Genomic DNA, 24,127 nt, shown 5'->3' on the forward strand with positions numbered 1-24,127 from the left:
TCAGGCCCCCTTCACGGGCAGCAGGCGCGGATCGTACGGGTCCAGGCCCACGGCCTCGGTGGGCGGGCCGTAGCCGGCCATCCGCATGACGGCCTGCTCGTCCGCCGGGGATTTCCCGGGCAGCGTGGCGCAGACGGCCTGCAGGATCCGGGCGTGCGGCAGCTGGTCCCGGAGCAGCCCGAAGCGGAGCATCTCCAGGCTCGCCCGGAAGCGCGTCAGCAGCTCGCGGCCGGCCGCCAGGTCCACCAGCGCGGCGTATTCGAGGACCATCGGGAGGTAGTCGGGCAGTTCGCCGTGGGTGTCCACCAGGATGTCGCTTTGCCGGTAGGTCTTCTTGAAGTTGCCCAGAACCTCGCCGCGGCGCCGGGTGTCCCCGTCAGTCCAGTAGGAAAGGTGCAGGGCGTGGCGTTTTCCGAGGTCGAACTCGCGCACGTACTGGGACTGGAGCTGGATCGGCGGCGTGGACTCCAGCTGGTCCAGGACTGCAACGAAGTCCGCCGTGGCGCCGGGGAACTCTGCCAGAGCGGCCCGCATCAGCGGGACCCGGCCGGTCAGTTCCTCGTCAGGGTAGGACAGGCACCAGGCCGCGGCGAGGTAGAGGACCTGCTGGCGGCGGGTCATGGCTGTTCCCCCGCCGGAGGGGATTCCGCGGGGGCCGCCGGTTTCGGCGGCGGCGGTTTCTCCGGAGGCGGTTTTTCCGGAAGCAACGCCTTTTCCGGAAAAAGCCCGGAGGGCGCTCCGGTGCCGTCCCAGTTCAGCAGGTTCACCCTGCCGCGCAGTGTGGTTTCGCCGGGCGCGGAGCCGGAGGTCTGCCGGTCCCGGAGGGCGTTGAAGGTTTCCACCGCCACGGGGACGGGCCGGCCGCTGGCTTCGCCGAAGTGAGCGGTATCCTGCATGCCGGGGCCGCCCTCGAAGTCGAGCGAACAGCCCATTTCCTCGAGGTCGTGGGCCTGTTCCACGTGGGCCTTCGGGATGACGTAGCGCTCCTCGTATTTCGCGATCGCCATCAGCCGGTACATCTCGTACATGCTCTGGCTGTCCATCCCCACGGCCTCCGGGATGGCGTCGTCCGGGTCGTTGCCGAGGCTGATGCCGCGCATGAAGGAGCGCATGGCGGCGAGCTTCTTCAGCACCGCGGTGACCCGGTCCGCGTCGCCGGCGGTGAAGAGTTCAGCGAGGTATTCCACCGGGATGCGCAGCGCGTCGATGGCGCCGAAAAGGTTGCCGGTGTCCTCGCCGTCGTGGCCCTGGTCGCGCAGCAGGTCCACCACGGGTGAGAGCGGCGGCACGTACCAGACCATCGGCATGGTCCGGTATTCCGGGTGCAGCGGCAGCGCCACCTTGTAGACCTTGGCCAGGGCGTAGACCGGCGAGCGCACGGCGGCGTCGATCCAGTCTTCGGGGATGCCCTGGGCCCGGGCCTCGTCCTGGACGGCGGGGTCGTTCGGGTCCAGAAGCACGTCCATCTGGGCGTCGTAGAGTTCCCGGGGGTCCGTGACGGAGGCCGCCGCGGTGACGGCGTCGGCGTCGTACAGGAACAGCCCCAGGTACCGCAGCCGGCCCACGCAGGTCTCGGAGCAGACTGTCGGGAGCCCCACCTCCACCCGCGGGTAGCAGAAGGTGCACTTCTCGGCTTTGCCGGTCTTGTGGTTGAAGTAGATCTTCTTGTAGGGGCAGCCGGTGACGCACTGGCGCCAGCCGCGGCATTTGTCCTGGTCCACCAGCACAATCCCGTCCTCCACCCGCTTGTAGATCGCGCCGGAGGGGCAGGAAGCCATGCAGGACGGGTTCAGGCAGTGCTCGCAGATCCGCGGCAGGTAGAACATGAAGGTTTGTTCGTACGCGAACTTGATCTTGTCCTCGGATTCCCGCCGGACCTTCTCCACGATCGGGTCCAGGTGGCCGTTCTCGGCGGAGCCGCCGAGGTCATCGTCCCAGTTCGCGGACCAGGTGATCTTGGTGTCCTCCCCGGTGATCAGGGACTTGGGCCGGGCCACCGGGAAGTCGTCGCCCAGGGGCGCATCAACGAGGGTCTTGTAGTCGTAGGTCCATGGCTCGTAGTAGTCCTTGAGCTCGGGCTGGACCGGGCTGGCGAAGATCCCGAAGAGCTTCTTGACCCGGCCGCCGGCCTTGAGCACCAGTTTCCCGCGCTTGTTCAGCGCCCAGCCGCCGTGCCACTTCTCCTGGTCCTCGTAGCGGCGCGGATAGCCCTGCCCTGGGCGGGTTTCGACGTTGTTGAACCACACGTATTCGGTGCCGGCACGGTTGGTCCAGGCCTGCTTGCAGGTCACGGAACAGGTGTGGCAGCCGATGCATTTGTCCAGGTTCATGACCATGCCCATTTGGGCCATGACACGCATCAGTACTGCACCTCCTGGGAACGACGCCGGACGGTGGCCACCATGTCGCGCTGGTTTCCGGTGGGGCCAAGGTAGTTGAACGCGTAGGCGAGCTGGGCGTAGCCGCCGATCAGGTGCGAGGGCTTGACCAGCAGCCGGGTCACGGAGTTGTGGATGCCGCCGCGCCGCCCGGTGGCCTCGGACTTGGGCACGTCAATGGTGCGTTCCTGCGCGTGGTGCACATAGACCACGCCGGCCGGCATCCGGTGGCTGACGATGGCCCTGGCCACCAGGACGCCGTTAATGTTCAGGCACTCCACCCAGTCGTTGTCCTTGACCTCGATGGCCGCCGCGTCGGCCGGGCTCATCCAGACGGTCGGGCCGCCTCGGGAGAGCGAGAGCATCAGCAGGTTGTCCTGGTATTCGGAGTGGATGGACCACTTGGAGTGCGGGGTCAGGTAGCGGACCACCACCTCCAGTTTCCCGTCCTGGCCGAGTTTGGGCTCGCCGAAGAGCCGGTGCATGTCCAGCGGCGGCCGGTAGATCGGCAGCGCCTCGCCGATGTCCCGGATCCAGTCGTGGTCCAGGAAGAAGTGCATCCGGCCGGTCAGCGTGTGGAAGGGCTTGAGCCGCTCGACGTTGATGGTGAAGGGCGCATAGCGCCGGCCGCCGGTCTCGGAGCCGGACCATTCCGGCGAGGTGATCACCGGAACCGGGCCGGCCTGGGTCTGGGCGAAAGTGATGAATTTTTCTTCGGAGCCCTCGGCCAGGTCCGCAAGTTTCCTCCCGGTGCGGATTTCCAGGTCCTTGAATCCCTGCACGGCCAGCGCCCCGTTGGTGGTGCCGGAGAACGCCAGGATGGCCTCGGCCATCTTCGCGTCCGTGTCGATCGCGGGACGGCCGTCCGCGGCACCGCCAAGCATCACCCCGTTGGAACGGCTGAGCCGGTCCAACGGCCCGGCAAGTTTGTACGTGACGTTCTTGACCGTGAAGCCCAGTTTGTCCGCCAGCGGCCCGACGGCGGCGAGCTTGTCCGCGATGGCGGTGTAGTCCCGCTCGACGACGGAAAAAATGGGCATGTTCTGACCCGGGACCGCGGGGACGGACATGTCCCGCCAGTCCCGCACAATCCCGCCGGGCTGGGCCAGCTGGCCGGGCGTGTCGTGCTGCAGCGGCACGCTCACCAGGTCCCGGCGGACGCCGAGGTGGGTTTTGGCCTGCCGGGAGAACTCCTGGGCCAGCAGGTGGAAGGTGTCGAAGTCCGTCTTGGTCTCCCACGGCGGGTCAATCGCGGGGGTGAAGGCGTGAACGAACGGGTGCATGTCGGTGGAGGACAGGTCGTGCTTTTCATACCAGGTGGCGGCCGGGAACACGACGTCGGACAGCAGGGTGGTGGAGGTCATCCGGAAGTCCGCGGAAACCAGCAGGTCCAGCTTCCCTTCGGGCGCCTGCTCATGCCATTTCACATCCTTGGGCTTGAGCCCCTCGGCATGGTCCTGGCCCAGGACGTTGTTGTGGGTTCCCAGCAGGTTCCGCAGGAAGTACTCGTTGCCCTTGGCCGAGGAACCGAACAGGTTGGAGCGCCACAGCACGAGGGTCCGCGGCCAGTTTTCCGGGGCGTCCACGTCCTCGATCGCCGGGTTCAGGGTGCGGCTCTTCAGGGCATCGGCGATGTAGCCGGCGGCATCCGTCGCGGTGCCGGCGGCGACGGCCGCCCCGGCTTCGTCCGCGAGGTCCAGCGGGTTCCGGTCGAACTGCGGGTAAAACGGCATCCAGCCCAGCCGCGCGGACTGGGCGAGGGCGTCCGCGGTGTGCATGCCGTCCAGGGCCCCGGTGGAGAGCGGGGACTTCAGCGCATCCGCGCAGTAGCCGTCCTGCCGCCACTGGTCCGTGTGCATGTACCAGTAGCCGGTGCCGATCATGGTCCGCGGCGGCCGGGACCAGTCCAGCGCGTTGGCCAGCGACAGCCAGCCGGTGACCGGCCGGGTCTTTTCCTGGCCGACGTAGTGCGCCCAGCCGCCGCCGTTGCGGCCCATGCAGCCGGTCAGCATCACCAGGGCCAGCACCGCCCGGTAGGTGGTGTCGCCGTGGAACCACTGGCAGATCCCGGCGCCCATGATGATCATGGACCGGCCCTTGGACTGTTCGGCGTTGCGGGCGAATTCGCGGGCCACCCGGATGCAGGCCTGCGCCGGGACGGAGGTGATCTCCTCCTGCCAGGCCGGCGTATAGGGTGTCGCTGCGTCCTGGTAGCCGGCGGCCCAGTCCCCCGGGAGCCCGTCGCGGCCGACCCCGTACTGGGCCAGCATGAGGTCGAAGACGGTGGTGACCAGCTGGCCTTCCACCTCCAGGACGGGCACGCCGCGGCGGAGCACGCTGCCGTCCCCGCCGGCGTCCTCGAAGCACGGCAGCAGGATCTCGGCGCTTTCCGTTGACACTTCCCGGAGGGACAGCGCCGGTTCGATCGCTCCGAGGTCCAGGTTCCACTTGCCCTCGCCGCTCTCTGAGTAGCGGAAGCCCATCGAGCCGTTGGGGACCGCCGGCAGCCCGGTTTTCTTGTCGAACAGGACGGTGCGGAACGCGGCGTCCTCAGTTAGCGACTCGGCCGGGAGGTCCCGGGCGGTGAGGAACTTGGCCGGTGTCAGCGTGCCGTCGTCGCGCCGTTCGAGACCGACCAGGAACGGCAGGTCGGTGTACCGGCGGACGTAGTCGGCGAAGAACGGCACCTCACGGTCGACGAAGAATTCCTTGAGCATGACGTGCCCCATCGCCATGGCCAGCGCGGCGTCGGTTCCGGCCTGCGCGGGGAGCCATTCGTCGGCGAACTTCGTGTTGTCCGCGTAGTCCGGGCTGACCGTGACCACCTTGGTGCCGCGGTACCGCACCTCGGCCATCCAGTGCGCGTCCGGGGTGCGGGTGACGGGGACGTTGGATCCCCACATCATCAGATACCGGGCGTCCCACCAGTCCCCCGATTCCGGGACGTCGGTCTGGTCCCCGAACACCTGTGGGCTGGCCACGGGGAGGTCTGCGTACCAGTCGTAGAAGGAAGTCATCACCCCGCCGATCAGCTGGATGAAGCGGGTCCCCACGGCGTGCGAGACCATGGACATCGCTGGGATGGGCGAGAAGCCGGCACAGCGGTCCGGGCCGTACGCCTTGATGGTGTTCACGTGCGCGGCGGCGGCGATTTCGATCGCCTCCTGCCAGGAGACCCGCACCAGGCCGCCCTTGCCGCGGGCCTGCTGGTAGCGGCGGCGCCGCGCGGGGTCGCCCACGACGTCGGCAAAGGCCAGCACCGGGTCACCCAGCCGGGCCTTGGCCTCGCGGTACATCTCGACGAGGACGCCCCGCGCATACGGAAAACGCACCCGGGTGGGCGAATAGGTGTACCAGGAGAAGGCCGCGCCGCGCGGGCAGCCCCGCGGCTCGTATTCCGGGCTGTCCGGGCCCACGGAGGGGTAGTCAGTCTGCTGGGATTCCCAGGTGATGATGCCGTCCTTGACGTACACCTTCCAGGAGCAGGAGCCGGTGCAGTTCACCCCGTGCGTGGACCGGACCACCTTGTCGTGGCTCCAGCGGTCCCGGTAGAAGATGTCGCCCTTGCGGCCACCCTCGCGGAACACCGCCCTGCCGTCGTCGGTCTGGTCCCATTTCGTAAAGAATCGGCCCAGCTTCAACATTGCATCCGAGGCGCGCCCGTCCAGCCCCGCCGCGTCTCCGGCAGTCATTCCTTCAAGCTAGGGTGCCCCTTCTGGCCGGAACAGGGCCTTAGGACACTGTGGCAGCCCCGGGTCCGGGCGGCCCGGGAGCTGCCCGGCCGGCCCCGCAGTTCAGGGCCAGCGGGTCAGGGCCAGCGGTTCAGGCGAAGCTTTCCAGCTCGACGCCGGCAGCCTCCAGCGCCGCACGGATCGCGGTCGCCGCGGCAACGGAGCCGGGGGTGTCGCCCTGGAGGCACAGCGACTGCGGCTCAATTCGGAGCACGGTGCCGTCGACGGCCTCGATTTCGCCCTTTGTGGCGAGCCTGACCGCCCGCTCGGCAACCTGTCCGGCGTCGAGCATCACCGCCCCCACCTCGGTGCGCGGCACGAGGGTGCCGTCGGGGAAGTAGGCACGGTCGGCGAAGGCCTCGGAGAAGACGGGGTGCCCGGCTTCCTTGGCGATTTCCAGCAGGGCTGAGCCGGGGAAGCCGAGGACGGGCAGTCCGGGATCGTAGGCCTGGATAGCGGCGATCACGGCGGAGGCCTGCTCGCCGTCGTGCACGGTGCGGTCGTAGAGCGCCCCGTGCAGCTTGACGTAATCCACCGAGGCGCCCACGGCATGGGCGACGCCGTCGAGCGCCCCGAGCTGGTAGAGGACCAGGCCGAAGAGATCGTCAAAGGTCATATCCAGCGAGCGCAGGCCAAAGCCGGCCAGGTCCGGGTAGCCGATGTGGGCACCGACGTTGACGTCGAGCTCGTACGCCGCCCGGCAGGTGTCCAGCATGGTCACAGGGTCCCCGGCGTGCATCCCGCAGGCCACGCTGGCGCTCGTGACCAGCGGAAACATCGCCGCGTCGGCGCCCTTGGTCCAGGTCCCGAAGGACTCCCCCAAGTCAGTGTTCAGATCCAAAACGTGCCGCCGTCCTTCGTTGAAGTCTTCGGAGCGCCGCTGCCCGGGGTGCCGCCGTCCGGGCGGCCGCTGTCCTGGGTGCCGCCGCCCTGGGTGCCGCCGCCCTGGGCGCCGCCGTCCGGCTGCGCGTCCAGGGAAGTTTCGTAGAGCGCGGCCGGGCCGGTGGTTTCCGCAAGGGCCTGCAGTTCTCCCGGAATCGTGTCCGGGATGGGCCCGAAGGCTTCCTTGGCGTTCGCGACGACCGCATGGCCCATCACCCGGTTGCCCACGCCGCCTACGACGGCGCCGATACCGAAGGGCAGGGCACGGCCCAGCCAGGCTGTGCCCTGGGTCTTGAGCAGGGAGCGCAGGAACATCGTCTGCATCTTGGCCCGCACTGTACCGAAGCCGGCGAGAGGGACGCGGCGGGTGAAGGCCGCGGTCCACGCCTGGGTGGGCCCCTTGCCCCGGCCCGCCGCCTGTCCGCTCAGCGAGCTCAGCAGCTGGGTGCCTTCCTCGCCCAGCATGACCGCCATGACCAGGGTGCTGGCTCTGTCCGGGTCCACCATCCGGATGCCGTGCAGTTCAGCAAGAGCCGTGGAATACAGTGCGGTGGCTTCGAGGAACCCGACTGCTGCGGCGGCCGAGAGACCCAGTGCGGCCGCAGTTCCGACGCCCGGAATCACGGCAGCCCCGCCGACCAGCGCACCGCCGCCGGTGACGGCCAGCAGGTAGTCGCGCTCCAGGATGGCGGCGAGCTGCGCCGCGGTGGCGTGCGGATGCCTGCGCTGAAGCCTGCGGATATTGGCCAGCACCAGCGGCCGCTGGACTTCAACCGCCCGCAGGAGCACCTTGTGCAGGCCGGGCCGGGGCTGGCCGGCGGCATCGAACATCGCGCTGTGGGCTGTTTCCTTGGCAATCTTCATTGCCGGGTTGCTGCGCTTGGCCATGATCGCCTCTCGTCGGAACCATAAAACTAAGTGCACTTAACACTACACACGGGCAGACAGGCGGGGTCGCCGCTGCGCCCCGGAGGGTTCCAGCCCGGCCGGCCGGCTGGCTACTAGACTGGGCCCATGCCCGCCCTGCGAGCCCTCCGCCCCTTCGCGCACCGGGAGTACCGCGTGCTGATCACGGCGCTGGCCATCTCCATCTTCGGTTCCGGGATGTGGGCCGTCGCGATGGTCTACGAGGTGATCCACCTGGGCGGCGGACCGCTGGAGCTTTCGGTCGTGGCCGCGGCGGGCAGCGTCGGGCTGGTGACGTTTCTGCTGGCCGGCGGCATCGCCGCGGACCGCGTGCCCCAGCGGCTCTTGATCATCGCGGTCGAGGGCGCCAACCTCGCCGTCGTTGCCACTGTCAGCGGGCTGGCCCTGGCCGGCTTGCTCGAGCTGTGGCATCTCGCGCTGGGGGCCTTCGTGCTCGGCGTCGGGGCCGCGTTCTTCTTCCCGGCCTACTCCGCCATCCTGCCGCGGATCCTGCCGCCGGAGGACCTGCTGGCGGCCAACGGCCTGGAAGGCACCATGCGGCCGCTGTTGCAGCAGGCCGCCGGACCGGCCGTCGCGGGCATCCTGGTGGCGGCCCTGTCCCCTGCCTACGCCGTCACCGGAGTGGCGGCCTGCCATCTGGTGGCCTTCTGCATCCTGAACCTCCTCCACCGCCAGCCCGCGGCAGGGGTCCCGGTCAGCGGAGAGGCTACCGAATCTGGCCAGTCGCGGGCCAAGACGTCCTTGCGCCACGATCTCCGCGAGGGCGTCAGCTACACCGTCCGGACGCCCTGGCTGCTGTGGACCCTGCTCTGGGCCTGCATTTCGGTGCTGTTCCTGATCGGCCCCATCGAGGTCCTGATCCCCTTCGTGGTCCGGGACCAGCTCGGCGGGGACGCGCGCATGTTCGGTTTCCTGCTCGCCATCATGGGCGTGGGCGGTGCCGCAGCCTCGCTGGCCACGGCTTCTTTTCCCCTCCCGCGCCGCTACCTCACCGTGATGATGGTGTCCTGGGGAGCGGGAAGCCTGCCGATCGCCGCCGTCGGAATCATGGACAGTTTCTGGGCCCTGGCCGCCGCCCTCTTCATCTTCGGCGCCACCGGCGGCGTGGGCATGGTGGTCTGGGGAACCTTGCTCCAGCGCCGGGTGCCGCCGCATCTGCTGGGCCGCGTCTCGAGCCTGGACTTCTTTGTATCCCTGGCCCTCATGCCGGTCTCCATGGCACTCGCCGGGCCGGCCGCCGAGGTGCTGCCGGTGTGGCTGATCTTCCTCGTCGCCGGGACCGTGTGCCCGGCGATGGCCGTCGTCGCGATGGTCGTGGCGCGGATGCCGGCCGATGAACTGGCCCACCCCCTCGCCGGCGGTGAGGAGCCCGCCGACGCCCCGACCCCTGCCGAATCCTCCGGACCAGGACAGCCCGGCCCGGTTTAGACTGCGGCGCGCACCACCGGGATCGACGCCGTCGGGAGGCCGCTGGGGAAGACGGTCGGCTCCGGAACCGTGACGGGTGCCAGCGGGACCCGGACCGGGTCGCCATCGACGGTGAGCAGTTCCCCGCGCACGTCGATCTCCAGCGGCGCGCCGTCAAGGACGGTCAGGCTGATCGAATCCTGTTCCAGCCCGATGTGCAGGAGCCTGCCCTGGATCTTCAGGTGGAACTCGAGGCCGTCCCATTCGGCAGGCAGCCGGGGATCGAAGTACGGCACCGCGCCCTGGTCCCGCAGCCCGGCGAAGCCGCTGACCAGCGAGCTCCACACGCCGCCGGTGGACGCGATGTGGACGCCGTCGATCGTGTTGCCGTGGGTGTCGTCGAGATCGATGAACAGGGCGTGGGTGAAGTGGTCCAGCGCAGCCTTCCCGTAGCCGACCTCGGCCGCCATGATGCCCTGGACGCAGGCGGACAGCGTGGAGTCGCCCGTGGTGATGGGATCGTAGAAATCGAAGGCGCGCCGCTTTTCCTCGGCGGTGAAGTCCTGCCACTGCAGGAACATGGCCAGCACGGTGTCGGCCTGCTTAAGGACCTGGTGCCGGTAGATCACCAACGGGTGGAAGTGCAGCAGGAGCGGGTACTTGGACCGGGGCGTGGTCCAGTCCCACGGTTCCAGCGTCATGAAGTCGTTGTCCTGGGAATGGACCTGGAGGTCCTCGTCGTAGGGCAGCTGCATGCGGTTGGCTGCCTGCTCCCAGAGCTGGCGTTCGGCGTCGTCGATCTCCGGGTGGTCCAGCGCCGCCGCGGCGCGCAGGTTGAAGCGCGCCATGACGTTCGTGTACAGGTTGTCGTTGACGACGGCGGTGTACTCGTCGGGGCCCGTGACGCCGTGGATGTGGAACAGTCCGTCCTTGCCGAAGAAGCCGAGTGAGACCCACATCCGTGCAGTCTCGATCAGCAGATCGGAGCCCAGGGTGGCCTGGAACTCGGCGTCCCCGCTGGCCCAGATGTACCGGTTTGTCGCGAAGGCGATCGCGGCGGCGATGTGGAACTGTGCTGTGCCGGCCGCGTAGTAGGCGCTGGCCTCGAGTCCGTTGATGGTGCGCCAGGGGAAGAGCGCGCCGTCGACGCTGAGTTCCTTGGCGCGGATCTTCGCCTCGGGCAGGAGGTCGTGGCGGAATTCCAGGACCTGGCGGGCGTTGCCCGGGTTCGTGTAGGTCAGGTAGGGCAGCAGGTACACCTCCTGGTCCCAGAAGTAGTGGCCGTCGTAGCCGGAGCCGGACACGCCCTTGGCCGGGATGCCGGCCACATCGGCGCAGGCCGTGGCCTGCGCGAGCTGGAAGAGGTTCCAGCGCACGCCCTGCTGGAGCTCGGTCTGGCCCGCCAGGACGATGTCGCTCGTGCTCCAGTAGGCGCGGTAGTGGTCCTCGCTCTCGGCGAAGATCTCGCTGACCGGCTTGAGGCTGGCTTCGGCGCTGTCGGCGAGGTCCTCGGCGGCCTGGCCCACGGCGTAGCTGACGCTCTTCTCCAGCAGGAACGGTGCGTCCGCGCTGACGGCGAGCACGTAGCGCACGCTGCTGTCGTCCTGGTCCACCTGGGTGTCGAACGGCTGCACGCCGGCCGATGTCCAGTGATCCACGGCCATCCCGAGCCGCTGCTTGGATTCCGAGGCTTCCCAGGACAGGCGCAGGGAGCCGTCCCCGCCGTCGAGACGCAGGGGCAGCAGCACACGGCCGGCGTGCCGGCCGGCGCGGCGCGGATCATGGGCGGAGTGGTCCTCCACCGGCTGGTCCTGGCGGTTGATGACCGAGGACGTGACGTCCGCGGAGATATCCCGGTCAGCCGCCAATTCGAGGCTGATGCCCAGCGCCCCTCGGGTTGTGTAACCGACGGCGCGTCGTTCGGTGGTAGTCACGGTCGCACCGGAACGGCACTGCCAAGTGATCCGGCACTCGTAGATACCCGTGGCGAAATCCACCGACCGGCGGTAGTCCAGCACGGTGGACTCCTCCAGGCTCAGCGGCTCGCCGTCGATGATGACGGTGAAGTTGTTGGCGTCCGGGACGTAGAGGATCCGCTGGCCGGTGCGGGCGAAGCCGTACGCGTTTTCCGCGTGCTTGATGTCCCAGGTCTCGTGGAATCCGTTGATGAAGCTGCCCGGAAGTTCGGCGTCCGCGGCACCCCAGTGCGCGCCGCGGATGCCCAGGTGCCCGTTGCCGAGGCTGAACAGGGTCTCCAGGGTGCCGGCATTGCCGGGAAGGTGAACGGTCTCGACCAGCTGCCAGGGATCGTTGGGGAACCGGGCGCGGTCCGAGGTGATGAGAGCCATGGTTTGGGGGGTTCCTTCGGCGGGAGTGGCAGTGGGCTGGGCGGTGGGGTGAGCGAGCCGGGCTAGAGCAGTTCGGCGAGGTCGTTGACCACGACCGTGGCCCCGGCGTCGAGCAGGGTCTGCCGGCCGGCGCCGCGGTCGACGCCGATCACCGAGCGGAAGTCTCCCGCGCTGCCGGCCTGGACGCCGGAGACGGCATCCTCCACCACGACGCACTCCTGGCTCGGCAGGCCCAAGAGCCGCGCGGCGTATTCGTAGGTGGCCGGGCTGGGCTTGCCGGGCAGTCCCTCGGCGACGGCGACGACGCCGTCGACCACCACCGGGAAGTAGTCGGACAGGCCGGCAGCCTTAAGCACGGCAGGGGCGTTGCGGGAAGAGGAGACGACGGCGAGCTTGAGCCCGCGGGCCAGGGCGGCCTCAACCAGCCGGACGGAGCCCTCGTACGGCTGGACTCCGCCGGCCTCGACGATGTCGTTGAAGACCTTGTTCTTGCGGTTGCCGAGTCCGTGGACCGTGTCATGCGCGGGCTCGTCGTTCACCGGGCCCTCGGGCAGCACAATCCCGCGGGAGGCCAGGAAGTCCCGGACGCCGTCAAACCGCGGCTTGCCGTCGATGTGGTCGAAATAGTCGCTCTCACGGTACGGCTCAGCACCGGGGACCGAGGCCAGGAAGCCGTCAAAGAGCTGCTTCCAGGCGTGCTCATGCACCACGGCGGTGGGGGTCAGGACGCCGTCGAGGTCAAAAAGGATGGCGGTTGCACCGGAGAGCGCACCGGCGAGGCCGGAGGTGTCGGGAACTACAGTCATGAGTCGAGGTCCTTTCAGACGACGGGCAGGCAAGACGGTTTGGTCAAAGCGATGGTCTAAGGCAGGCAGTTCAGGGCTGCTCGTTTGGGGCCGTTCCGGCGTCGGACGCCGTGCGGATCAGCGTCGGCGTGTGCCGGTGCGCTCTACCAATGTGGTGTCCGGCAGATGGTTCGACGGCGGACTGGCAGGCGGCGGATTGGCAAGTCCTGAGCGATGAAGTCTTTCAATCAGCAGGTTGGCCGCGAACGCGCCCTGGTCGGCCAGTGGCTGGGCAATTGTGGTCAGGCCCAGGAACCAACTCATCTGATGATCGTCTATTCCTATGATGGACACGTTTTCCGGCGCTGACAAACCGGGCTCCCGCATGGCCATGAGCGCACAGCAGGCTGTCCCGTCGCAACCAGCGAGGATCGCGGACGGCATCCCGGGGTTTTCCACAGGCTCCACCATGGCCAGCCGGCCGCCTTCGATGCCGGAGCCGGCGTCGAGCACGAGGTCCGGATGAGACGGTGCAGATGGAGAGTCCGGGAAGCGCGGGGACGTCCTGGATTCTCACGCGCGGGGTGTTGGCCTGCGGCACGGGCTCAGCCCTTTCTTCCCCCCGAAGTAGTGGGCCCGGTGTTCATGGCCGAGGTCGATTGTAAGCGCTTACATATTTGGCATGCAAGTGGACGATCCGGAGTTTGGCAGCGGATTGGGAACGGGTTGGCGGGGCCGCTTGGCCGGGGGTTTGGCGGGCCGGGCCGGCGCCCTGGTCAGCGCCTGGGTCACGCAGGACGTAGCGCCCGGTCAGCGCCCGTTCAGCGCAGGACGTAGTGCCGCAGGAACGCGCTGACGTCCACGAGTTCGGGCTTCGAAATCGTGTGGCCCATGCCCGGATAGGTCCTGGCCGTGAGCTGGGTATTCCGGTTCAGCCACGCCTCGGTGTGCTCGGTAGCCGCGTCGTTGATGACGACGTCGCCCTTGTCCCGGCCCCAAAAGAACGGCGGCCGGGCGGTGAACGATTCGCTCATCGCCAGCAGTTCGTTGTCCAGGACAAAACCCGAGAGCCCCACAGCTGCGCGGAATTGTTCCGGCCGGAGCCGCAGGAGCGTGCTGGCCATCGCCATCCCCTGCGAAAATCCGAACAGGCTGACGCTGCTGTGCCGGGCTTTGACCGACTCGATCCAGGCGAAGACCGCGTTCGTGGAGGCGATGACGTCGGCAAAGTCGTGGGTGAGGAAATAGTCCAGCAGGAACCAGCCGTAGTGGTCTCCAATGTCCTTGGGTCCACGCAGGGCGGCGCAACTGAACTCGGGCGGCAGGGAAGCGAACAGCTTGGACATGCGGAATTCGTCCGTACCGTAGCCGTGCAGCATCACCAGCAGCGGGGTGCCGCCGCGTTCGTGTTCGGGTTTCGACCAGATCACCGTCTCCATTGGCTCAGCCTATCCAGCACCGCCACGCGTCCCGCCACGCACGGGCCGCGCTCCGCGGTTTCCGCGGCGTAAGCGGACCTCCGCCCCCCGGATCCGTGGCGCATCCGTCCGGAAAAGGCGCGGCGGGCCGAAACCGGCGCGGAAATTTCCCCGCGGGGCGGAGGGCGCTTCATTGAAACAGCCGGGGCGGGGTTGTAGCGTGACGCTGGACAGCATGCTTACCATCATCAGTCCGCCCCCGGGCATCAAGGAGCACGTTATGAGAATCGGTTCCGCAATCTTCCTCATCGCCATCGGCGCCATCCTCGCCTGGGCTGTCGCCCCGGGGCTGATCCCCAATGTGAACCAGGCCATGATCGGCTACATCCTGATGGCGGTCGGCGTGATTGGACTCATCGCTTCTCTCGTCCTCGCCGGCCCAGGACGGGGCCGCACGCGCCGGGTCAGCGAAAGCCGCACCGTAGTGGACCCCAACACCGGCGAGACCATCACCCGCAATGAGAGCCGCGACGCAGGCATCTGAGATTTCCCCGCACCCACTAAGCGGCGCGGAATCCAACGACCCGGAAGCCGGGCCGGACCTCGAGGTCGGGCCCGGCTTCCGCCATCCGGGTCCACTCCCCGGTCCGCACACTGGACATGTCCCCCGGCGCCCGGCCCGCAACCACCCCAACCGCAGCACATGCAGAGCCCCCGCAGCGGCCCCTGGACATATCCCCCAAGTGCCCACTCCCCGGCCCGAACACTGGACATGTCCCCCGGCGCCCGGCCCGCAACCACCCCAAGTGCGGCACATGCCCAGCCCCCGCAGCGGCCCCTGGACATATCCCCCAAGTGCCCACTCCCCGGTCCGAACACTGGACATGTCCCCCGGCGCCCGCCCCGCAACCACCCCAACCGCAGCACATGCCCAACCCCCGCAGCGGCCCATGGACATATTCCCCAAGTGCCCACTCCCCGGCCCGAACACTGGACATGTCCCCCGGCGCCCGGCCCGAACACTGGGCATGTCCCGCGGCGAAGCCCACCCTTCTGCGTTCATGTGGTTTTTCATTGACAAACCAACAAGAACAAAGATAAAGTCAAATAATTCCACTTCATGTGACGGGAGTCACCGAAGCGGCCGGGGCGCATTTCCAGCCCAACGCACGGCAAGAACGAAAGCCAAGTCAGACGCAGTACGCAATGGAGGGTAAGTGTTCGCCGAAGAACGCCAGCAGCTGATCGTGGGGCTCATCTACGCCAGCGGGCGGGCCAGTGTCACGGACCTGGCCGAGCGCTTCAGCATCACCACCGAAACCATCCGCCGGGACCTCGCCGCCCTGGAAGCTTCCGGAAGCGTCCGCCGGGTGCACGGCGGCGCGGTCTCCCCGGACCGCTTCAGCACCACGGAAGAAAGCATCCTGGAACGGACCGTCCAGCGGCAGCCCGAAAAGACCCGGATCGCCGAGGCCGCTCTGGCCCTCATTCCCCAGGGCCTCACCGGCAGCATCCTGATCGACGCCGGCTCCACCACGGAGGCCCTCGCCGAACTCCTGTCCGCCCGGGCCGCCGGAGCCGCCGCACAGGGCACCGTTCCGGCATCTGGGTCCGACGCCGAACTCGTCGTCATCACCCACTCCCTGCCCATCGCGTCCCGGCTGTCCGGCGGACCCGGAATCGCCCTGCACCTGCTCGGCGGCAAGGTCCGCGGCCTGACCCAGGCCGCCGTCGGCCAGTCCACGGTGGAAGCCGCCCGCCGGATCCGCCCGGACATCGCCTTCATCGGCACCAACGGCATCCATGCAGCCTTCGGGCTGAGCACACCCGATCCTGAAGAAGCCGCTGTCAAGGCTGCCTTCGTCCAATCAGCGCGCCGCATTGTGGTGCTGGCTGACTCCTCCAAGCTGGACGCGGAAACGCTGGTCCAGTTCGCCTCGTTGAAAGATCTGGACACCGTGATCACAGACTCGCAGCCCAGCCGGGAACTCGCCGACGCCCTCGCGGAAGCCGGAGTGGAGGTGGTGGTCGCGTGATTGTCACCCTCACCGCCAACCCCAGCCTGGACCGCACCGTGGCGCTGCCCGGCCCCCTCCTCCGCGGGGAAGTTCAGCGGGCCATCTCCGTCCGCCAGGAATCCGGCGGCAAGGGAGTCAACGTCTCGCGCGCCCTCGTCGCGTCGGGGCTGAAGACAGTCGCCGTTCTCCCCGGCGCCGAGGCCGACCCCGTCCTCACCGGCCTGCGGGAGACCGACGTTCCGTTCGCGGCCCTGCCGATTGGCGAGCCGCTGCGCAGCAACGTGGCCCTCACCGAGCCCGGCGGCGTCACCACCAAGATCAACGAACCCGGACCGGCGCTCAGCGAGGAGCAGCAGGAGGCCCTGATCAGCCTGCTGCTGGACCACGCCCGCGGTGCCGCCTGGGTAGTCCTGGCCGGCTCGCTCCCACCCGGGGTCCCGGCCGACTTCTACGCAACCGTCACCCGGCGGCTGCGGTCCCTGTTCGACGGCGAGGCCGCACCACGGGTTGCCGTCGATTCATCCGGCGAACCCCTCGCCGCAGCGGTCTCCGGCGACACCTCGGGAAAACCGGACCTCTTGAAACCCAACGCCGAGGAACTGGTGGAACTGGCTGCCGCAGCCGGTTTCGCCACGAACAAGTCCGCCGAGGAGCTCGAAGCGGACCCGGAGGCTGCAGCAGCTGCCGCCTCCGCCGTCGTGCGCTCCGGAGTGGGTGCCGTACTGGCCACCCTCGGCTCCAAGGGTGCCGTTCTTGTGACGGCCGACGGCGCGTGGCTGGCCACGCACCCGCCGGTCACCGCGGTCAGCACTGTCGGCGCCGGCGATTCCTCGCTGGCCGGATACCTGCTCGCATCCAGCCAGGGCGCCGCCCCGGTCGATTGCCTCCGTCAGGCGGTGGCCCATGGTGCCGCCGCCGCTTCCCTGCCTGGCTCCACTGTCCCGGCAGTCAACCAAACCACCCCTGATGCCGTAACCATCACGGCCCTCCGGAAGGATTGACAGTGACACAGCTCATTACTACCGAACTGGTCGAGCTCGACCAGAATCTGGGCAGCTCGCCCGAGGACGTGATCCGGCATCTGGCAGGCAGGGTTGCAGCCACCGGACGCGCCACCGAGGCCGAAGAGCTTTTCGCCGACGCCTTCGCCCGGGAATCCAAGACCGCCACGGGCGTCCCGGGCGGCATCGCGATCCCGCACTGCCGCTCGACGGCGGTCACCGAACCCACCCTGGCGATGGCGCGGCTGTCCCAGCCGGTCGACTTCGGCGCCAAGGACGGGCCCGCAGACATCATCTTCTTCATCGCCGCTCCCGAGGGCGCGGACCAGGACCACTTGAAGCTGCTTTCGAAGCTGGCGCGGTCACTGATCAAAAAGGACTTCACGGCCAGCCTGCGCGCCGCGACCTCCCAGGCGGAAATTGTCGACCTCGTCGACGCCGCCCTGGCGGACAAGCCGGCCGCCCACACCGCTGCCGAAGCGACCGGCGCCGCATCCGCGGCCGGCGCCTCAGCCGCGGCGGCCGCAACCGGTGAAGGTGCCGGCGCGGCGAAGGCCAAGGGGCCCAAGCGCCTCGTCGCCGTCACCGCGTGCCCCACCGGCATCGCCCACACCTACATGGCCGCCGACTCGCTCGTCGCCGCGGCCAAGGAAGTCGGCGTGGACCTGCAGGTCGAAACCCAGGGATCCTCCGGCGCCAAGGCCCTCGACCCCGCCGTGATCGCAGCCGCCGATGCCGTGATCTTCGCCGTGGACGTCGACGTGCGCGGCAAGGAGCGCTTCGCCGGCATGCCGGTGATCAACGCGCCGGTCAAGCGCGGCATCGACGAACCGGACAAGATGGTCGCCGAGGCTCTCGCCGCCGCGGACAACCCGCACGCCCACCGCGTGCCCCACTTCGGCGCCGAGGAGCAGGCCGAGATGGCCGCCGAGGAAAAGAGCGAGCACATCGGCACGAAGCTGAAGAAGGCCCTCCTGACCGGTGTCAGCTACATGATCCCGTTCGTGGCTGGCGGCGGCCTGCTGATCGCCCTCGGCTTCCTGCTGGGTGGCTACAACATCACCGCCTTCGCGGACAAGATCCTGGCGGAGAACAGCCTCACGAACTTGCCCACCGCGTACCCGGAACTGGCCTGGGGCCCGCTGGGCGCCTACCTGGGGGCCGTGCTCTTCAAGATCGGCGCCCTGTCCCTGGGCTTCCTCGTACCCGCGCTGGCCGGCTACATCGCCTACGCCATTGCTGACCGGCCCGGCATCGCCCCGGGCTTCGTTTCCGGCGCCGTTGCCGTCTTCATGGGCGCAGGGTTCCTCGGCGGCATCGTGGGCGGCCTGATCGCCGGCTACGTGGCCCATTCGATCGGCAAGCTCCATGTGGCCCGCTGGCTGCGCGGCCTGATGCCGGTGGTCGTTATCCCGCTCGTGGCGTCGCTCGCGGCGTCGGGCCTGTTGTTCGTGTTCCTGGGCGCTTACATCGCCCGGGTCACTGTCGGGCTCAACGAGTTCCTGTCCGGCCTCACCGGTGCCAGCGCCATCGCCCTGGGCGTCATCCTGGGCCTGATGATGTGCTTCGACCTCGGCGGTCCCGTCAACAAGGTTGCCTATTCCTTCGCAGTCGCCGGCCTGGGCGCAGCCTCCATCACCAACCAGGCCCCGTGGCAGATCATGGCGGCCGTCATGGCCGCCGGCATGGTCCCGCCGCTGGCCATGGCACTGGCCGCGACCGTGCTGAACAAGAGGCTCTTCAGCCTGGCGGAACAGGAAAACGGCAAGGCCGCCTGGCTGCTGGGCGCCTCCTTCATCACCGAAGGCGCCATCCCGTTCGCCGCCGCGGACCCGCTCCGCGTCATCCCCGCCAGCATGCTCGGCGGCGCCGTGACCGGTGCCATCTCGATGGCGGCCGGCGTGGGCTCGAAGGCCCCCCACGGCGGAATCTTCGTCTTCTTCGCGATCGATTCGTTCCTGTGGTTCTGCATCGCCATTGCGGCCGGTACCGTTGTCGGCGCCTTCGCCGTGATCGGGCTCAAGCGCTGGGCAGTCAAGAAGCCGGTTGATACGGTGGAAACGGTTCCCGTTGCCGCCTGAACCAGGACGATTTTCCCAGCAGATACTCACAGCTGACAAACACCCAAGCTGACTTCAAGGAGCAGAAATGACCGAACGTAACGCCACCATTGCCAGCCGGGTCGGGCTGCACGCCCGTCCGGCCGCCATCTTCGCCGAGGCTGCAGGCGAGTTCGACAACCTCGAGATCACGATTGCCCGGCTGGGCGAGCCCGAGGACGAGGCGATGGACGCCGCCAGCATCCTGTCGCTGATGAGCCTCGGCGCATCGCACGGCGAAGTTGTGGTGTTGCGTGCCGAAGGTGAGGGCGCCGACGCCGCACTTGACCGCCTCGTGCAGATCCTTGAGACGGATCACGACGCCGAATAGCCTCAGCTTCCGGCCCCGCGCCGGAACACCGGCAGCTTCAGTTGGCCCGGCCGCCCCCGATCMGGGGCCGGCCGGGCCTTCGCGTTGCCTGCCGCTTTGCTCTGGCGGCGGACCGTCAGGGCAACTTTTATAAGGGGCCTTAGCAAATGCTTGTCACGGCCCCGCGGCGCGGCTAGTTTGGAATCCCCGGCGGCACCGACCGCGGGCCGCCGCCCATGTGGTTCCCGGCCGAAGGAGATGATCGCGCAGCCATGCCAACGAAGAAGGGCGAGCCCCAAGGCTCAGAGAGCCCCAGCATCAAGGACCCCGAGCTCTATGAGAAGTTGCTCGAGGACGGCGCCTCCAAGCAAAAAGCGGCCAGGATCTCCAACGCCGCCGCCAAGCGGGGCCGTTCCTCGGTCGGCCGCAAGGGCGGCAAGGCCGGAGACTACGAGGACTGGACGGTGCCGCAGCTGAAGGCACGCGCCAAGGAGATCGGCCTCAAAGGTTACTCGGCCAAGAAGAAGAGCGAGCTCATCTCCGCCCTGCGGAACTCCTGATTAAAGTGCACGACGGCGCCAGCCGGCACCCGGGCTCAGGCACGCTTTCGCGCCGTCTTCGACGCCGTCACTTTAGGCGCCGCTTCAGCCTTGGAAGCCGCCGCAGACTTGGAACCAGTCGTGGATGCCGCCGTCTTGGCGGCCGTGGATTTAGTGCCTGTGGACTTGGCTGCCGCCGTCTTGGCGGAGGTCCTCGGGGCGGCCTTGGCAGCAGAACCGGAGCCCCCGGCAGGAGTCTCCGCCGGCCCACCGCCGCGCTTTTTCTCGATGCTGCGCTTGAGGGCTTCCATCAGGTCGATAACTTCGCCCTCGCCGGCCTCGGCGGGGGCGCCGAAGGTCTCCTCCGTGTCCAGCGACTCCCCCTTGTCCAGCTTGGCCTCAATCAGCTGGCGCAACTGCTCCTGGTAATCATCCGTGAACTGGTCCGGCTCAAAGTCGGAGGCCATCGAGTCAACCAGGGCCGCGGACATCTCGCGTTCCTGCGCCGAGATCCGGATGGAAGTCTCGAGTGCTGGAAAGCTGGCCTCGCGGACCTCGTCGGCCCACAGCAGCGACTGCAGCACCAGGACCTCGTCACGAATCCTCAGCGCGCCAAGCCGGGTCTTGTCCCGCAGCGCGAACTGCACAATTGCCACCCGGTCCGTGTCCTCGAGGGCGCGCCGCAGCAGCACATAGGCCTTGGGCGACTTGGAGTCGGGTTCAAGGTAATAGCTCTTTTCAAACATCATCGGATCGAGCTGGTCGACCGGAACGAACTGGACCACTTCGATTTCGTGGCTGTTTTCCGCCGGGATGGACTTAAGCTCGTCGCGCGTCAGGACCACCGTGCGGCCGTCGTCCTCGTAGGCCTTGTCGATGTCCTCGTAGTCGATGACCTTGCTGCAGACCTCGCAACGGCGCTGGTAGCGGATCCGGCCGCCGTCGGCGTTGTGGACCTGGTGGAGGCTGATGTCGTGGTCCTCGGTGGCGCTGTAGACCTTGACCGGCACGTTGACCAGCCCGAACGCTATTGCGCCTTTCCAGATGGCTCTCATGGATCAAGTGAACATCACAGTTGCGCGGAGGTGAAGGGTTTTGCCCAACGGTAAGGAACGCGTCCGCGTGGACGGGCGCGAACTGGTGCTCACCAACCTGGAAAAAATCATGTACCCGGAGACGGGCACCACCAAGGCCGACGTCCTGGCCTACTACGCCGCCGTCGCGCCGGTGCTGATCCCCGCCGCCCGCAACCGGCCGGCCACGCGCAAGCGCTGGGTCCACGGCGTCGGGACCGCAGATGCCCCCGGGGAGATGTTCTTCCAGAAGAACCTGGACCATTCAACGCCTGGCTGGGTGCCCCGTGCCGCCATCACGCACAAGGACCGGACCATCCAATACCCCCTGGTCAATGATCCCGCCACCCTCACCTGGCTGGCCCAGATCGCGGCCCTGGAGATCCACGTGCCGCAGTGGCGGGTTGACTCCCACGGCAACGCCATGCCGCCCGACCGGCTGGTGCTGGACCTGGACCCGGGCGAAGGCGCGGGACTGGCGGAGTGCGTGGAGGTGGCCAGGCTGGCCCGCACCATCCTGCAGGACGTTGGCCTGGACCCCGTGCCGGTGACGAGCGGCAGCAAGGGCATCCACCTCTACGCGGCCCTGGACGGGTCCCAGAGCTCGGACCGGATTTCCGACTTCGCCCGCGAACTGGCCCGCTCGCTTGAGGCAGACCACCCGGATCTCGCCGTCAGCGACATGAAAAAGACCCTGCGCACGGGCAAGGTGCTGGTGGACTGGAGCCAGAACAACGCCGCCAAGACCACCATCGTGCCGTACTCACTGCGCGGCCGGCTCCGGCCGACGGTGGCCGCCCCGCGCACATGGCGGGAACTCAGTTCCGCGTCCCTGCACCAGCTGGATTACCAGGAGGTGATGAAGCGCGTCGCAGCCGGCCAGGATCCGTTCGCCGCGGTTTCCGGCGGCCGGCACGGCGCCGGAGCCCCGGCGGCGCACGCGCCGGACCGCCAGTCGGACCACCGGCTCAGCGGACGGGCCGAAATCCCTCCCGAGCCGGCCGGCGACGGCGGCGACGCCGATCCGCGGCTGGAAAAGTACCGCACCAAACGGGACAGGGCGGCCACTCCCGAGCCCTTCACCGCGGACCGGCACCACGCCGGGGACGACGGCGGGACACGGCAGGAGAAGTTCGTTATCCAGGAGCACCACGCCAGCCGGCTCCACTACGACTTCCGGCTGGAACGCGACGGCGTGCTGGTGTCCTGGGCACTGCCCAAGGGCGTCCCGACCAGCAAAACCAAGAACCACCTCGCGGTCCAGACCGAAGACCACCCGCTTGACTACGCCGACTTCGAGGGTGACATTCCCAAGGGCCAGTACGGCGCCGGGACGGTCAGCATCTGGGACCACGGACACTACGAATGCGAAAAATGGATCGCGGGCAAGGAGGTCATCGCCACCCTGACCGGCGCGGAGGGCGGCGGCCTCGGCGGACCGCGCAGGTTCGCCCTGATCCACACCGGCCGGGCCGATGACCAGTGGCTGATCCACCTGATGGACCCGGCGGCCCCGCAAGGCCGTCCCGGTCCGCGGCGCCCGGCCGGCACAGCGGACAATACGGATAAAGACACCGACGAGGCAGCGGACGACGGCGGGGAGGACGGCTCAGCGGACGGCCGCGGCCACCGCGAGGGCGGAGCGGAAACCGCCGCCGGCAGCGAACGTGCCCCCGACGCCTCCGGATTCAGCCCGATGCTGGCCACATCCGGGACCCTGGCGGACCTACCGGACCTGGACTGGCAGATCGAGCTCAAGTGGGACGGGGTGCGGGCCCTGGTGATCGGCGACGCAACGGCGGTCCGGCTCATCAGCCGCAACGGCATCGACATGTCAGTGAGCTACCCCGAGCTGACGGACCGGTCCTGCTGGCCGGAGCAGGGCTTCGTCGCCGACGGCGAGATCATCGCCGTCGGCCGCTCCGGCCGGCCCGACTTCGGGCTGCTTCAGGGCCGGATGAAACTGAGCAGGGCCGCCGACGTCGCCCGGGCGCAGCAGTCGACGCCCGTGCGGCTGATGCTGTTCGATCTGCTCTTCGACGCCGGCGAGGACCTGCGGCGCCAGCCGCTGAGTGGGCGGCGCCGCCGGCTGGAGCAGTTCTTCCGCCCTTCCGCCGCCCCGGTGGAGCTTTCCGGCGTGATCGATGGCGACGTCGCGCACATCCTGGAAAGCGCCGCCGAGCTCGGCCTCGAGGGGGTCATGGCCAAGCGCACGGACGGGCGCTACGTCGGCCAGCGCAGCCGGTCCTGGCTCAAGCTCAAGGTTGAACGGACCCAGGAGGTGGTGGTGGGCGGCTGGCGGCCCGGGAAAGGGGGCCGCCGGGAATCCGTGGGCTCGCTGCTGCTGGGGATTCCGGACGGCTCGAAACTACGGTATGTGGGCCGGGTGGGCAGCGGCTTCAGCACCCGCGAACTCAAGGAACTCAGGCAACAACTCGACGCCCTGCCACGGAAGACCTCCCCGTTCCGGGACGTGCCGGACGCTGACGCGGCAGACGCCAACTGGGTGAGCGCAAAACTCGTCGGCGAGGTCACCTTCGGAGAATGGACCGGCAGCGGGAAGCTCCGGCACCCGGTGTGGCGCGGCTGGCGCCTGGATAAGGCGCCAGCCGGGGCAGCTGCGGACGGCTTTGCCGGTGCATGGCGCCGGCGGCCACCTGCTGGCCCTGCCGCCCGCGGGCGCTGTCGCGGTCCTTGGGGTGCCGCTGCTTACCGCTGCCGTCCGGCCATTGCTGTCCTTGGCCGGGCCCGGGGGGAGCGTGGTGCAGGGCCTCGGGTCCCGGGGCTTCAGCCATGGACTGCGCCAGATGGCTCGCGACCTCGGGCTCGATTTCTTCTCCGAACTGATGATCCGCCATTGATCTTCCTTTCCGCTGTAATTAACCGCTGTGAAATGAAGTGTCCATCAATCGTAGGACTGCCCCGGGGAGATGTCTGTAGCGCCCGCCGTCTGACTTTCCGGCGGCCCGAATCCCGTCGGAAACCCCAGCAATCGAGGGCTGGCGCGGAAAATTTTGGGCCCGGCGCCGCGGGGATGGCCGGTTCCCAGTATCCGCGCGGTGAAAGCGGGCAAAAGAAATTAGTGAATTGCCCTCAATTTGCACCCGAAATGGGCGATCATACGGCACACAACTCGGAAACTCCAGAGAATTCCCGTAAAATTGAAAGCCTGCCCAGAGCGGGGCAGCTACAAGTCGCAAGCAAATGATCT

The 24,127-nt window shown here is 68.3% G+C and carries 18 protein-coding genes; 8 read left to right on the plus strand and 10 right to left on the minus strand.

The features are described 5' to 3' along the window. The 5 genes from narJ to AC1D0A_RS06900 all read right to left on the minus strand — a co-directional run bounded on the left by narJ (nt 1) and on the right by AC1D0A_RS06900 (nt 7,879). Nucleotides 1–621: a nitrate reductase molybdenum cofactor assembly chaperone gene (gene narJ, locus AC1D0A_RS06880; RefSeq protein WP_243178363.1), complete on the minus strand. Its 621-nt coding sequence runs from the start codon at nt 619–621 to the stop codon at nt 1–3. Continuing rightward, complete coding sequence (gene narH, locus AC1D0A_RS06885) at nt 618–2,360, minus strand: nitrate reductase subunit beta (protein ID WP_476942668.1); 1,743 nt, start codon at nt 2,358–2,360, stop codon at nt 618–620. The genes narJ and narH overlap by 4 nt, the downstream gene beginning before the upstream one ends. Beyond that, complete coding sequence (locus tag AC1D0A_RS06890; protein ID WP_476945442.1) at nt 2,360–6,070, minus strand: nitrate reductase subunit alpha; 3,711 nt, start codon at nt 6,068–6,070, stop codon at nt 2,360–2,362. The genes narH and AC1D0A_RS06890 overlap by 1 nt, the downstream gene beginning before the upstream one ends. A 130-nt stretch (nt 6,071–6,200) precedes the next feature. Then, nucleotides 6,201–6,950 (minus strand): LamB/YcsF family protein, encoded by a 750-nt coding sequence (locus AC1D0A_RS06895; protein WP_243178360.1) that lies wholly within the window; start codon nt 6,948–6,950, stop codon nt 6,201–6,203. Further along, nucleotides 6,941–7,879, minus strand: a complete 939-nt coding sequence (locus tag AC1D0A_RS06900) for a hypothetical protein (protein ID WP_476945443.1) — start codon at nt 7,877–7,879, stop codon at nt 6,941–6,943. Before AC1D0A_RS06900 ends, AC1D0A_RS06895 begins: the two co-directional genes overlap by 10 nt. A gap of 126 nt (nt 7,880–8,005) precedes the next feature. Between AC1D0A_RS06900 and AC1D0A_RS06905 the strand changes: the two genes are divergently transcribed. Continuing rightward, nucleotides 8,006–9,346 (plus strand): MFS transporter, encoded by a 1,341-nt coding sequence (locus tag AC1D0A_RS06905; protein ID WP_476945444.1) that lies wholly within the window; start codon nt 8,006–8,008, stop codon nt 9,344–9,346. Here the strand turns inward: AC1D0A_RS06905 and AC1D0A_RS06910 are convergent. The 4 genes from AC1D0A_RS06910 to AC1D0A_RS06925 all read right to left on the minus strand — a co-directional run bounded on the left by AC1D0A_RS06910 (nt 9,343) and on the right by AC1D0A_RS06925 (nt 13,897). Continuing rightward, nucleotides 9,343–11,673: a glycoside hydrolase family 65 protein gene (locus AC1D0A_RS06910; protein WP_476945445.1), complete on the minus strand. Its 2,331-nt coding sequence runs from the start codon at nt 11,671–11,673 to the stop codon at nt 9,343–9,345. The two genes, AC1D0A_RS06905 and AC1D0A_RS06910, sit on opposite strands and share 4 nt — an antisense overlap. A gap of 62 nt (nt 11,674–11,735) precedes the next feature. Further along, nucleotides 11,736–12,479, minus strand: coding sequence for an HAD family hydrolase (locus AC1D0A_RS06915; RefSeq protein WP_223914646.1), 744 nt, complete (start codon nt 12,477–12,479; stop codon nt 11,736–11,738). 117 nt (nt 12,480–12,596) lie between these two features. Further along, nucleotides 12,597–12,971, minus strand: coding sequence for a substrate-binding domain-containing protein (locus AC1D0A_RS06920; protein WP_476945446.1), 375 nt, complete (start codon nt 12,969–12,971; stop codon nt 12,597–12,599). 308 nt (nt 12,972–13,279) lie between these two features. Further along, nucleotides 13,280–13,897, minus strand: a complete 618-nt coding sequence (locus AC1D0A_RS06925) for an alpha/beta hydrolase (protein ID WP_476945447.1) — start codon at nt 13,895–13,897, stop codon at nt 13,280–13,282. 259 nt (nt 13,898–14,156) lie between these two features. Here AC1D0A_RS06925 and AC1D0A_RS06930 point away from each other — a divergent pair, with 259 nt between their 5' ends. The 6 genes from AC1D0A_RS06930 (at nt 14,157) to AC1D0A_RS06955 (ending at nt 19,864) form a co-directional block, all read left to right on the plus strand. Next, complete coding sequence (locus tag AC1D0A_RS06930) at nt 14,157–14,420, plus strand: DUF6458 family protein (protein WP_018774860.1); 264 nt, start codon at nt 14,157–14,159, stop codon at nt 14,418–14,420. 673 nt (nt 14,421–15,093) lie between these two features. Then, on the plus strand, nt 15,094–15,912 hold the full coding sequence (locus AC1D0A_RS06935) for a DeoR/GlpR family DNA-binding transcription regulator (protein ID WP_028276590.1): 819 nt from the start codon (nt 15,094–15,096) through the stop codon (nt 15,910–15,912). Then, a complete protein-coding gene (locus AC1D0A_RS06940; RefSeq protein WP_028276591.1) occupies nt 15,909–16,895 on the plus strand; it encodes a 1-phosphofructokinase family hexose kinase in 987 nt (328 codons plus the stop codon). Before AC1D0A_RS06935 ends, AC1D0A_RS06940 begins: the two co-directional genes overlap by 4 nt. A gap of 2 nt (nt 16,896–16,897) precedes the next feature. After that, nucleotides 16,898–18,976: a PTS fructose transporter subunit IIABC gene (locus tag AC1D0A_RS06945; protein WP_476945448.1), complete on the plus strand. Its 2,079-nt coding sequence runs from the start codon at nt 16,898–16,900 to the stop codon at nt 18,974–18,976. Nucleotides 18,977–19,043: 67 nt separating this feature from the next. Continuing rightward, entirely contained in the window at nt 19,044–19,325 is a 282-nt protein-coding gene (locus AC1D0A_RS06950) for an HPr family phosphocarrier protein (protein ID WP_018774864.1), read from the plus strand. 251 nt (nt 19,326–19,576) lie between these two features. Beyond that, nucleotides 19,577–19,864 carry a DUF7218 family protein gene (locus tag AC1D0A_RS06955; protein ID WP_043436005.1) on the plus strand — a complete coding sequence of 96 codons (288 nt, stop codon included), beginning with the start codon at nt 19,577–19,579 and terminating at the stop codon, nt 19,862–19,864. A gap of 35 nt (nt 19,865–19,899) precedes the next feature. Here AC1D0A_RS06955 and ku read toward each other — a convergent pair whose 3' ends face one another. Next, nucleotides 19,900–20,898, minus strand: a complete 999-nt coding sequence (ku, locus tag AC1D0A_RS06960) for a non-homologous end joining protein Ku (protein ID WP_476945449.1) — start codon at nt 20,896–20,898, stop codon at nt 19,900–19,902. A gap of 40 nt (nt 20,899–20,938) precedes the next feature. On the opposite strand from ku, the gene AC1D0A_RS06965 reads away from it, so the two are divergent. Continuing rightward, nucleotides 20,939–24,124, plus strand: coding sequence for an ATP-dependent DNA ligase (locus tag AC1D0A_RS06965; protein ID WP_476945450.1), 3,186 nt, complete (start codon nt 20,939–20,941; stop codon nt 24,122–24,124). The last annotated feature ends 3 nt before the right edge of the window (nt 24,125–24,127 follow it).

It is taken from the genome of Arthrobacter sp. P1_D4, from assembly GCF_056406115.1.